General features: G+C 54.8%; 7 protein-coding genes. 5 read left to right on the top strand and 2 right to left on the bottom strand.

What is annotated here, in order from left to right; translation table 11 throughout:
• The first annotated feature begins 376 nt into the window (after positions 1-376).
• The 4 genes from metA to aceK all read left to right on the top strand — a co-directional run bounded on the left by metA (position 377) and on the right by aceK (position 6,277).
• Entirely contained in the window at positions 377-1,306 is a 930-nt protein-coding gene (metA, locus tag PSSD_RS23705; RefSeq protein WP_058973923.1) for a homoserine O-acetyltransferase MetA, read from the top strand.
• Between the two features lie 271 nt (positions 1,307-1,577).
• Positions 1,578-3,176, top strand: coding sequence for a malate synthase A (gene aceB / locus PSSD_RS23700; RefSeq protein WP_058973922.1), 1,599 nt, complete (start codon positions 1,578-1,580; stop codon positions 3,174-3,176).
• 16 nt (positions 3,177-3,192) lie between these two features.
• On the top strand, positions 3,193-4,494 hold the full coding sequence (aceA, locus tag PSSD_RS23695) for an isocitrate lyase (RefSeq protein WP_058973921.1): 1,302 nt from the start codon (positions 3,193-3,195) through the stop codon (positions 4,492-4,494).
• 49 nt (positions 4,495-4,543) lie between these two features.
• A complete protein-coding gene (gene aceK, locus PSSD_RS23690; protein ID WP_058973920.1) occupies positions 4,544-6,277 on the top strand; it encodes a bifunctional isocitrate dehydrogenase kinase/phosphatase in 1,734 nt (577 codons plus the stop codon).
• On the opposite strand, the gene iclR is transcribed toward aceK, so the two are convergent.
• Positions 6,274-7,104, bottom strand: a complete 831-nt coding sequence (iclR, locus tag PSSD_RS23685; protein WP_058973919.1) for a glyoxylate bypass operon transcriptional repressor IclR — start codon at positions 7,102-7,104, stop codon at positions 6,274-6,276. The two genes, aceK and iclR, sit on opposite strands and share 4 nt — an antisense overlap.
• A gap of 198 nt (positions 7,105-7,302) precedes the next feature.
• On the opposite strand from iclR, the gene metH reads away from it, so the two are divergent.
• Positions 7,303-10,986: a methionine synthase gene (metH, locus tag PSSD_RS23680; RefSeq protein ID WP_058973918.1), complete on the top strand. Its 3,684-nt coding sequence runs from the start codon at positions 7,303-7,305 to the stop codon at positions 10,984-10,986.
• A gap of 112 nt (positions 10,987-11,098) precedes the next feature.
• Here the strand turns inward: metH and PSSD_RS23675 are convergent.
• A partial coding sequence (locus tag PSSD_RS23675; RefSeq protein ID WP_058973917.1) for a YjbH domain-containing protein occupies positions 11,099-12,689 on the bottom strand: 1,591 nt, incomplete at its 5' end.

Here is a 12,689-nt window from a genome sequence, read left to right as displayed (position 1 = left end):
GCGAGAGTAGGGAACTGCCAGGCATCAAACAAGTGAAGAAGCCCTGAACGAAAGTTCAGGGCTTTTTTACGTCTGCAGATCGCTGAAAGCAGACTAAATTCGATACGAAAAAGATCAAACCAGCCTAAAAGCCCCAATACCAGTGGCTAAATCTCCTCCAGTACTCCTCCTACATATGCAAAATAAGCATAAAGATCAGCACCCACTTGGTCAAAATGCGGGGCAAACTGCCGTATTCACCTCTTAAATCTCGCTTTAAGCTGAAACATTTTCATAAACTGCATGAAGACTCGACATTCACCTTATGCCAGGCTAACCTTGGGCATCTGGATGTCTAAACGTTTATACGGTTATAAAAGTAAGAGGTAAGTAGATCATGCCAATCAGGATCCCCGACGAATTGCCGGCAGTGAATTTTTTACGCAATGAGAACGTCTTTGTCATGGCCTCATCGCGTGCCAGTGTTCAGGAGATTCGTCCGCTCAAAGTGCTGATCCTTAACCTGATGCCGAAGAAAATCGAAACGGAAAATCAATTCTTACGGCTGCTTTCCAACTCGCCATTACAAATTGATGTGCAGCTGCTGCGCATCGATAGCCGAGAGTCACGCAATACCCCGAGCGAGCATCTGAATAACTTCTACTGCAATTTTGAAGACATCGAGCACGACAACTTCGATGGATTGATTGTGACGGGTGCACCGCTGGGATTGGTGGATTTCAATGATGTGGCATACTGGCCACAGATTCAGCGTGTGCTGCATTGGGCAAAAGAACACGTAACCTCAACGCTATTTGTCTGCTGGGCTGTACAGGCGGCGCTGAACATTCTGTATGGCATTCCAAAACAGACGCGTCAGAACAAGCTTTCTGGTGTCTACGAGCATCAGATTCTGCACCCACACGCATTGTTAACCCGTGGATTTGACGACAATTTCCTCGCGCCACATTCACGCTATGCCGATTTCCCCAGCCAGTTAATTCGTGATTACACCGATCTGGAGTTGTTCGCGGAATCAGAGACCACAGGCGCCTATCTGATGGCGAGCAAAGACAAGCGTCTGGCGTTCGTGACTGGCCATCCGGAGTACGATGCCCTGACGCTCTCTGGCGAATACCATCGCGATTACGATGCTGGCTTGCACCCGGAAGTGCCCTTTAATTACTTCCCGCAAAACAACCCTGAATTGCCGCCACGTGCCACCTGGCGCAGCCATGGCAATCTGCTGTTCTCTAACTGGTTGAACTACTACGTATACCAGATTACACCTTTCGATCTGCGTCATATGAACCCGACGCTCGAATAAACCTGCGAACACATTCTCAAACGATCCTGCCGCGACAGCCTGGTGCTGGCGCGGCTTTTTTTTGCCTGTCATTCAGAAACTGGAATTTATTGCCTTTAATTTGAGAGATTAAATTACATATTAATCAATATGATGAATTCATATTGATTTAAAAATGGAAATAGTTTTTGAAAACAAAATAAAAATCATTATGCTTTGATCTTGCCGGTTATAAAACACCCTACACCCGGATCCGATCGCCCGGAGACGGATCAAAACAGGAGCAGCCCGCATGACAGACTCAGTAATCCACAACACGCTGACTTTCAATCAGCCCTTTACTCACGCGGAAAAGCAGCTGCTTACCCCGGAAGCCATCGATTTCCTGCACACGCTGGTCGCGCGTTTTGCACCGGAACGTGAACGTCTGCTGAAAGCACGCCTGCAGCGTCAGCAACGTTATGACCAAGGAGTGTTGCCAGACTTCGATTCGGAAACGACTTCCATTCGTGAAAGTGAGTGGCAGGTCAGACCTATCCCTCAACTGCTACGCGATCGCCGCGTGGAGATCACCGGGCCACCGGATCGCAAGATGGTGATCAATGCGCTGAATGCCAACGTCAACGTCTTCATGGCCGACTTCGAAGATTCGCTGGCACCGACATGGCAGAAATTGATGGAAGGTCAGCTGACACTGCGTGATGCGGTGAATGGCACGCTGAGTTTCACCAGTGAAGCCGGCAAGATCTATCAACTGAAATCCGATCCCGCGCTGTTGATGTGCCGGGTGCGCGGTCTGCATTTAAGTGAAAAGCATGTTGAATGGCGCGATCGTGCTATTCCAGGCGGGCTATTCGATTTTGCGCTCTATCTGTTCCACAACGTTGATGCGCTGCTGGAAAAAGGCCATGCCCCTTGGTTCTACCTGCCAAAAACCGAGCATGCAGCAGAAGTGGCATGGTGGCGTGAGATCTTCCGCTTCAGCGAAGATCGCTTCGATCTGCCACGAGGCACCATCAAAGCCACGGTATTAATCGAAACGCTGCCAGCCGTGTTCCAGATGGATGAGATCCTGTGGGAACTGCGCGATCACGTCGTCGGCCTGAACTGTGGTCGCTGGGATTACATCTTTAGCTACATCAAAACGCTGGCTCAGCACGGCGATCGCATCCTGCCAGATCGCCAACAAATCAGCATGGATCAGCCTTTCCTTGATGCGTACTCGCGCCTGCTGATCAAAACCTGCCACCGCCGAGGTGCATTGGCGATGGGCGGGATGTCAGCCCTGATCCCAAGCAAAGATGCGGAACGTAATGCGTGGGTGATGCAGAAGGTGCAGGAAGACAAAGCGCGCGAAGCGGGTAACGGTCACGATGGCACCTGGGTGGCGCATCCAGGCCTGGCGGATATCGCGATGGCGGTATTTGACCGTCAGCTCGGTGATCAACCCAACCAATTGTCTGTCAGTCGCGATCAGGATGGCCCCATTACCGCCGAACGGCTGCTGCGCCCTTGCCGTGGCCAGCGCACTGAAGCTGGCATGCGCGCCAACATTCGTGTGGCACTGCAATACCTCGAAGCCTGGATTGGTGGCAATGGCTGCGTACCCATTGACGGATTGATGGAGGATGCAGCCACGGCGGAAATCGCCCGAACCTCAATCTGGCAATGGATCCACCACAAACAGATTCTCAGTGATGGGCAACTGGTGACTGCCGCACTGTTCGAGCAACTGCTGGACGAAGAGTTGCAGGCATTGCAGCACACCCTCGGTGAGGAGCGCTTCCGCCAGGGTCGCTTTGCAGATGCCGCTGCGTTGATGGCACAAATCACCACCGCTGACGAATTAGTCTCTTTCCTTACTCTGCCGGGCTACCGCCTGCTGCCTTGAACCTGGAGATAACGCTATGAATCGTAACCAACAGATTAAACAACTGGCATCGAGCTGGAACGACGCGCGCTGGGAGGGGATAACGCGGCCCTACAGCGCGGAAGATGTTATCAACTTACGGGGTTCGGTGAGTCCGGCATGTACGCTGGCAGAGCGCGGTGCAACGAAGCTGTGGTCACTGCTTAACGGTGAATCCACCAAAGGCTATATCAATAGTCTGGGCGCTTTAACCGGCGGGCAGGCGATACAGCAAGCTAAAGCAGGCATTGAGGCGATCTATCTCTCCGGATGGCAAGTGGCGGCGGATGCGAATATGGCCGGGCAGATGTATCCCGATCAATCGCTTTACCCAGCGAACTCGGTGCCGAACGTGGTTGAGCGCATCAACCAAAGTTTCCAGCGTGCCGACCAGATTCAGTGGGCTAACGGTATCTCACCGGAAGATGACGGATTTATCGATTATTTCCTGCCGATTGTCGCCGATGCGGAAGCGGGCTTTGGTGGCGTGCTCAATGCCTTTGAGCTGATGAAGTCGATGATTCAGGCCGGTGCGGGCGCCGTGCACTTTGAAGATCAGCTGGCGTCGGTGAAGAAGTGCGGTCATATGGGCGGCAAGGTATTGGTACCCACGCAGGAGGCGATCCAGAAACTGGTGGCCGCGCGCTTGGCTGCCGACGTGATGGGGGTGCCGACCATACTGCTGGCGCGCACCGATGCAGATGCGGCTGACCTCATCACCTCCGATTGCGATGAGCGTGATGCGCCCTTTATCACCGGGCAACGTACCTCTGAAGGCTTCTTCCGCACGAGAGCCGGCATTGAACAGGCGATCAGCCGCGGCTTATCTTATGCGCCTTATGCTGACGTGCTGTGGTGTGAAACCTCGACGCCGGATCTGGAGCTGGCACAGCGATTTGCCGATGCGATTCACGCGCAGTATCCAGGCAAATTACTGGCTTACAACTGCTCGCCATCGTTTAACTGGAAGAAGAATCTCGACGACCGCACCATCGCCCGTTTCCAGCAGGCATTGAGCGACATGGGTTATCGCTTCCAGTTCATTACGCTGGCCGGTATTCACAGCATGTGGTTCAACATGTTCGACCTGGCACATGCTTATGCGCAGGGCGAAGGGATGCGTCATTACGTTGAGAAAGTGCAGCAACCCGAGTTCGCCGCACGTGAAAAAGGTTACACCTTCTCCTCACATCAACAGGAAGTCGGCACGGGTTACTTTGACAGCGTCACCAACGTCATTCAGGGCGGCCAGTCATCCGTCACCGCATTGACCGGTTCCACGGAAGCCGCGCAGTTCTAAGCGCCTCACCTCCGCCCATGGATGGGCTCACTTTGCAGGAACGTCGTCGATGACACCGAGAGAATCTCTGATCGCCCATACCATCCTGCAAGGCTTTGATGCGCAGTATGGCCGCTTTCTGGACATTACCGCGGGAGCTCAGCAGCGCTTTGAACAGGCTGACTGGCACGCCGTGCAGCAGGCGATGAAAGCGCGTATCCACCTTTATGATCACCATGTGGGATTGGTTGCAAACCAGTTGCGTATTCTCAATGATGTGTCGAACTGGGATGACGCTTTTTGGCTGCGGGTGAAAAGTCACTATGAGACGCTGTTGCCTGGCTATCCGCGCCACGAAATTGCCGAAAGCTTTTTTAATTCGGTCTACTGCCGTCTGCAAGGCCACAGCCATCTCGATCCTAACCGGTTGTTTATCTTTCCCTCGCAACCCTATGCGTCAGCGACGGTGGCTCAGCGTCCGCTGTCACGGCTTTATCGCCCACAAGGCAGCTGGCACGAACTCCTGCGTCAGGTGCTGAATGACATTCCCCTGCGCTTACCCTGGCAGGATCTCACCCGTGATATCGGCTGGATTGTCCGTCATCTGCACGAGCAGTTCTCGCCAGCTCAGTTGGCAACCGCCACGCTGGATGTCGCCAGTGAGCTGTTTTATCGCAATAAAACGGCTTGGATTGTCGCCCGCTTGCAGTTGAGTGATGGCATGGTGCCTTGCCTGCTGCCGATACAACGCGATGAGGCCGGTCGCTTGTGGATCGACACCTGTTTAACCGACAGCGATGATGCCAGCATCGTGTTTGGTTTTGCTCGTGCTTACTTCATGGTGTACGCCCCGGTGCCTGCGGCGCTGGTGGCCTGGCTGCAACCGATTCTGCCCAGTAAAACCATTGCTGAGCGATATATGGCGATTGGCTGCCAGAAGCACGGTAAAACCGAGTGTTACCGCGAGTACCTGAATTATCTGGCACACAGCCACGAGGATTTCACCATCGCACCCGGCATTCGCGGCATGGTGATGCTGGTGTTTACGCTGCCAGGTTTTGACCGCGTTTTCAAAGTGATTAAAGACCGCTTTGCGCCGCAAAAAGAGGTCACGGATGCGCAGGTGCGTGACTGCTATCGCATGGTCAAAGAGCACGACCGTGTCGGGCGCATGGCGGATACGCAAGAGTTCGAGCACTTCGCCATACCGCTGGCACGCATTCCGCACACGTTGATGGTGGAATTTGAGCGCGATATCCCGGAGAAAATTGAGCGGCGGGGTGATGTGCTGATCATCCGCCATTTGTGGCTGGAACGTCGTATGGAGCCGCTCAATCTGTGGCTGGCACAGGCGACAGCCGAGCAGCGTCAGCATGCGATTGGTGAGTATGGTGATGCGATACGCCAACTGGCGGCAGCCAATATTTTCCCTGGCGACATGCTGTTTAAAAACTTCGGCATGACGCGTCATGGCCGGGTGGTGTTCTACGACTACGACGAAATTCGGCCGATGACAGAATTGCAGTTCCGCGATGTGCCGCCAGCGCGCTACGAGGAGGATGAGTTACAGGCTGAACCCTGGTACAGCGTTGGGCCGGATGATGTGTTTCCAGAGACCTTCCGCTATGCACTCTGTAGCGAGCCGAGCACCGGAAAATTACTGCAAGCACTGCATCCACAGTTGTTTGATCCCCGCTGGTGGCGCGCGCTGCAAACGCGCATCGGGGAAGGGCATATTGAAGAGGTAATTGCGTGGCGCGCCTCGCAAAGCTTCAGCACGCGGTTCGCCACGGTGGCCGCTTAACGGCCAGAATAGGTCTGCGTAACCTGTTTGGCGGCACGGATCACCAACGCACCCAGTTCGGTGATGCGATCATCCGTCATACGCGCAATCGGGCCGGAAATAGAGATCGCGGCGAACGGCTCACCGTGTTCGTCGTAAATCGGTGCGGCCACGCAGCGCAGGCCCAACGCGTGCTCTTCATCATCATGGGAAAAGCCCATTTTGCGGATCAACGCCAGGTTCTCTTTCAGGCTGTGCGGCGACATCAATGTTTTCGGCGTGTAGTGATGCAGCCCTTTTTGATGCAAGAGTGCGGTGACTTGCTCGTCGCTGAGATGAGCCAAAAAGGCTTTGCCCGCGCCCGACGCATGCATTGGTAGCTTACCGCCAATCGGCGCTGACATGCGCATCAGTTGCGTACACTGCACCTGATCGACAATCACTGCCTGATAATCGCTGAGATCCAGCACCGCCAGATTGACGGTTTCTCCGGCATCTTCCATCAACTTGCGTAATACCGGATGCACAATCGCCAGCAGATTACGGCTTTGCAGGAAACTGCTGCCGACCACGAAGGCATGGGAGCCAATCGTCCAGAACCCCAGATCCCCCACCTGATTCACAAATCCTTGCTGTTGCATGGTTGAGAGCAGGCGATGAGTGGTTGAATTGGGTAATCCCGCCTGCTGCGCCAGCTCGGTCAGGGCCACGCTGCCATGCGATTCGGCAATTAGTTCAAGTAAACGCAAACCACGCGTCAGTGACTGGACTTGCCCACCGGCTGGCGCGCTGGTGGTTGTGGCGGCACGCGGTTTCTTGCCACGCTTCGCTGGTACTGGGGTAGCCATAAGGTCTCCACTGTCGCATCAATGCTGGAAACCATTTTCGTTTTTAAACGAGTGAATGCAAACGCTGGCTTACTGGTCGGATGTGTGATGCTTTCGCGCTGAAAATGTCTCACCTGTACTGACTTTTGCTCATCAGAAAGATATGCCAGTATGTTTGGCGGACATATTAGCCAACGCAATGACGTGGACGGGGCAAGAGTGAGCGAGAAAATAGCAAGGCTGCATCAACAGTTGGCACAGCGCATCATGATTCTGGATGGCGGCATGGGCACCATGATCCAGAGTTATAAGCTCAGTGAAGCCGATTTCCGTGGGAGTCGCTTTGCCGACTGGCCTTCCGATTTGAAAGGCAACAACGATCTGTTGGTGTTAACCAAACCTGAGGTGATCCGCGAAATCCATGATGCTTACCTGGCCGCCGGCGCGGACATTCTGGAAACCAACACCTTTAACTCCACCACCATCGCGATGGCCGACTACCAGATGGAAGCCTTGTCGGCAGAGATCAACTTCGAGGCTGCTAAACTGGCCCGTGCCAGCGCGGATGCATGGACGGCGAAAACCCCCGACCGCCCGCGCTACGTCGCCGGGGTGTTAGGCCCGACCAACCGCACCTGCTCTATTTCGCCGGATGTGAACGATCCCGCCTTCCGTAACGTCACCTTTAATCAGCTGGTGGAGGCTTATCGTGAATCTACCCATGCGCTGATCGCGGGCGGTTCCGACCTCATCATGATTGAAACAGTGTTCGATACCCTGAACGCCAAGGCGGCGATCTATGCCGTGCAGGTCGAGATGGAGGCGATGGGCGTCAACCTGCCGCTGATGATCTCCGGCACCATCACCGATGCGTCTGGTCGCACGCTGTCCGGCCAAACCACCGAAGGTTTCTATAACTCACTGCGCCACGCCGAGCCGCTCTCTTTCGGCCTCAACTGTGCGCTGGGTCCAGACGAACTGCGTCAGTATGTGCAGGAGTTGTCACGTATTGCGGAAGGCTATGTCACCGCACATCCCAACGCCGGTTTGCCTAATGCCTTTGGGGAATACGATCTCGATGCCGCTACTATGGCTGACCAGATTGGCGAATGGGCGCGCGCGGGCTTCCTGAATATTATCGGTGGCTGCTGCGGCACCACGCCGGAACACATCGCAGCGATGGCAGCGGCGGTGGAGGGGGTGGCACCACGCTTACTACCAGAGATTCCCGTGGCCTGCCGTTTGTCCGGCCTGGAGCCGCTGAACATTTACCCCGATTCCCTGTTTGTGAACGTGGGCGAACGCACCAACGTAACCGGTTCTGCCAAGTTCAAGCGTCTGATCAAAGAAGAGAAATACAACGAGGCGTTGGATGTCGCGCGTCAACAGGTGGAAAGTGGCGCACAGATTATTGATATCAACATGGATGAAGGCATGCTGGATGCGGAAGCCGCGATGGTGCGCTTCCTCAACCTGATTGCCGGTGAACCGGATATTGCCCGCGTGCCGATTATGATCGACTCCTCTAAGTGGGAGGTGATCGAGAAAGGCCTGCAATGCATTCAGGGCAAAGGCATTGTTAACTCGATTTCAATGAAAGAGGGCATTGAGCCGTTTATCGAGCACGCGCGCAAAGTGCGTCGTTACGGTGCCGCGATGGTGGTGATGGCGTTCGATGAGGTCGGCCAGGCCGACACCCGCGCACGCAAAATCGAAATCTGTCGTCGCGCCTACCAAATTCTGACTGAAGAGGTGGGCTTCCCGCCAGAAGACATCATTTTTGACCCGAATATCTTCGCAGTGGCCACCGGCATTGAAGAGCATAACAACTATGCGATGGACTTCATCGGTGCCTGTGAAGACATTAAACGCGAACTGCCGCATGCGATGATCTCGGGTGGCGTGTCGAACGTATCCTTCTCGTTCCGCGGCAACGACCCGGTGCGTGAGGCGATCCACGCGGTGTTCCTCTATTACGCGATTCGCAACGGCATGGACATGGGTATCGTCAACGCCGGCCAACTGGCGATCTATGACGATTTACCCGCCGAGTTGCGTGATGCAGTAGAAGACGTGATTCTCAATCGTCGCGACGATGGCACCGAACGTCTGCTGGAGCTGGCCGAGAAGTATCGCAGCAGCAAAGGCGATGGTGAGCAGGAGAAGCAGCAGGCGGAATGGCGCAGCTGGGACGTGGTAAAACGTCTGGAATACTCGCTGGTGAAGGGCATCACCGAATTTATCGAACTGGATACGGAAGAGGCGCGTCAGGCCGCAGCACGTCCTATCGAGGTGATTGAAGGACCGCTGATGTCCGGCATGAACGTGGTCGGTGATCTGTTCGGCGAGGGAAAAATGTTCCTGCCGCAGGTGGTGAAATCGGCGCGCGTAATGAAGCAAGCAGTGGCCTATCTCGAACCTTATATCGAGGCCAGTAAAGAAGCCGGGCGCAGTAACGGCAAAATCGTGCTGGCGACGGTGAAGGGCGATGTGCATGACATCGGCAAAAACATCGTTGGCGTAGTGCTGCAGTGTAATAACTACGAAATCATCGATCTTGGCGTGATGGTGCCCAGTGACAAAATCCTCAAAACCGCGATTGCCGAGAACGCCGATATCATCGGGCTTTCCGGGCTGATCACGCCATCGCTGGATGAAATGGTCAACGTGGCCAAAGAGATGGAGCGTCAGGGCTTCACCATCCCGCTGCTGATTGGCGGCGCCACCACCTCGAAAGCACACACGGCGGTGAAGATTGAGCAGAACTACAGTGGCCCAACGGTGTATGTGCAGAACGCCTCACGCACCGTTGGTGTGGTCTCCTCGCTACTCTCCGAAACCCTGAAAGAAGAGTTTGTGGCACGCACGCGCAAAGAGTACGACACGGTGCGTATTCAGCACGCGCGTAAAAAGCCGCGCACGCCGCCGGTCAGCCTGCAAACCGCGCGGGACAACGACTACTCCATCGATTGGGAAAGCTACACGCCGCCGGTGGCACATCGTTTGGGTGTCAGCGCGGTGGAAGCCAGCATCGACACGCTGCGTAACTATATCGACTGGACGCCGTTCTTTATGACCTGGTCGCTGGCGGGTAAATATCCGCGCATCCTGGAGGATGAGGTGGTCGGTGAAGAGGCCAAACGTTTGTTTGCCGATGCCAATGCCATGCTGGATATGTTGAGCGAAACGGGCACGTTGCATCCACGCGGTGTGGTGGGGATCTTCCCGGCCAACCGAGTCGGCGACGATATCGAAGTCTACAGCGATGAAAACCGCGATAAGGTGAAAATTGTTAGCCATCATTTACGTCAACAAACCGAGAAAACCGACTTTGCTAATTACTGCTTAGCGGACTTTGTGGCGCCGAAGTCCAGCGGGAAAGCGGACTACCTCGGGGCCTTTGCGGTCACTGGCGGACTGGAAGAGGATGCGCTGGCCGAAGCCTATGAGCAGCAGCACGATGATTACAACAAAATCATGGTGAAGGCGATTTCAGACCGCCTGGCAGAAGCCTTTGCCGAGTATCTGCATGAGCGTGTGCGTAAGGTGATTTGGGGCTTTGCCGCCAATGAAAATCTCAGTAACGAAGAGCTGATTCGCGAAAACTATCAGGGTATTCGTCCGGCACCGGGTTATCCGGCGTGCCCGGAACACACGGAAAAAGCACAGATTTGGCAGCTGCTGGATGTGGAAACGCACACCGGCATGAAGTTAACCGAATCCTTTGCCATGTGGCCGGGTGCAGCGGTATCCGGATGGTACTTCAGCCATCCTGACAGCAAATATTTCGCTGTGGCGCAGATTCAGCGTGACCAGGTGGAAGATTACGCGGTGCGTAAAGGGATGGGCGTGAGTGAAGTTGAGCGTTGGTTGGCACCGAATCTGGGTTACGACGCGGATTGATCTGTCTTTTATCGATTGGCAGGTCGCCATTAATGGCGACCCTACAATGCCCAGCACCGTATTTCGTAGGGTGCGCATTGATGCGCACCTGGAAATAAGCGCCAGTTAACCCTTAATTAAACCGCGCATCCCGATCTGATGTCATGTCATACAGCTGATATTTACGACCCAGCATCTGGCCGCCATCACGCGTCAGCGGTACCCAATTTACCTGCGCACGTCCACGGGTTGGTGTCACGGTAAACAGATCCATAGGAATCGAGATATAGAAGCCTTTGGTGAAGTCGCCTTCACCGTAGTCCGCTGCGGAGACGTTGGTTTTGGTGGCATAGAAGCCGACCATCACACCGCTGTCGAAGCGTTTTGACACATCAACCGTGACGCCTTTGTCCTTCGCCAGATATTGCCCTACGCTGGCTTTCACCAACACATCCTGCATAAACCATGGACGCCAGTATGCGGTCAGATTCCCGGTTGGGGCTTTGTAGTCCGTGAACTGCATCATGTTGTCCCAGTCACGCTGCTTCACGTAGTTGGCATCAACACCGAATGCCCAGTTGCTGTCCACCGGGCGGTAAAGCACTTCTCCGCCTACGCCACCGTACATGGTCTCCAGATAACCGCCATACACCTGGCCGTAGAAACCGTTGCCGAGGTAGCCCATGTAGTTCGCTTGCAGGTCGTTAACGTAAACGTTGTTTTCGACGTAGTCACGAATATGGGTACGCACGCGCGGCAGGGTGGAATCTGCGGGTGCGCCGTTGTAGTTAAATTTGTCATAGTTGTTGGCGAGGTTGCCAAACACGCTGCCGCTCACCAGCAGGTGGTCGGTCAGCGCGTAATCGACGCTCCCCATCACACCCAATTGGTACATGTAGAAGCTTTCTGGCCCGCCAACGGATTGATTGAGCACTGGAGCAAGATTGTAATTGAGGCGATCTTTGCGAATGAAGAAGCCCTGTTCGGTTGCGCCGGGATCGACGGGATTTTCACGCGTTTGCTGCAAGGGTTGTTCATGGCCCAATGGGTAACCGCTCAACTCATTGTGCAAGCTGGCCACATCCGTCCGGGTGGTGACCTGCGGCATATTGAAGCGCGACTCGGTGACATCAATGGTATCAATACCGGCAGGCAGATTGTTCATGATGATACGGTTCGCGCGATCGACGCCTTCACGCGTATCACGATATTTCGTCTGCTCACCGGAGACGTACAGCGTGCTGCCTTTGGTCTGAATGCGTGGGCCGTTCAGCCCAGCGTTGTACTTCAGATCGGTCAGCTGGTTGGCCACCACCGTGGGCTGCAGCAGGTCACCCTGAGGTTGTGGGTGATACTCAGGCTTGGCGCTATCAATGTGCGACTGATGCAGATCGTTGAAGTTGGTGCGTACCGTCACCCCGAACATAAAGGTGTTGCCACGCTCATAGCTGGCGTTGATATCTGCCCAGTCAGTCAGGCGATAAATCGCGCCGACGTTGACCTTGCTGCGCTGTTCAAGCCGTCCGGCAAAGTCATCCTGATAATCGTTGCCTTCATATTCCAGCTTCAGGCGTAGCGGCTGCCATGGGGTTTGATACTCGACGCCGCCGAACAACGCTGCCGGGCCGTGGAACATTTGAGAGCCATTGATTGCCCCCGCCGTGCCTCCGCCGGTGCGGGTACAGAAGCTGTCACTGTAAGAACAGAACGGGTTTTTGATGCTG

It is taken from the genome of Type-D symbiont of Plautia stali, assembly GCF_001485335.1.
GTDB lineage: Bacteria > Pseudomonadota > Gammaproteobacteria > Enterobacterales > Enterobacteriaceae > Pantoea > Pantoea vagans_C.
Note: the sequence above shows the minus strand (reverse complement) of the source record. Positions and strands in the feature narration are given on the sequence as shown.

Bases quoted from the DNA above. Each gene is read 5' to 3' on its own strand.
- aceK (WP_058973920.1), top strand. From the start codon at position 4,544: ATGACACCGAGAGAATCTCTGATCGCCCATACCATCCTGCAAGGCTTT.
- metA (WP_058973923.1), top strand. From the start codon at position 377: ATGCCAATCAGGATCCCCGACGAATTGCCGGCAGTGAATTTTTTACGC.
- iclR (WP_058973919.1), bottom strand. From the start codon at position 7,104: ATGGCTACCCCAGTACCAGCGAAGCGTGGCAAGAAACCGCGTGCCGCC.
- aceB (WP_058973922.1), top strand. From the start codon at position 1,578: ATGACAGACTCAGTAATCCACAACACGCTGACTTTCAATCAGCCCTTT.
- aceA (WP_058973921.1), top strand. From the start codon at position 3,193: ATGAATCGTAACCAACAGATTAAACAACTGGCATCGAGCTGGAACGAC.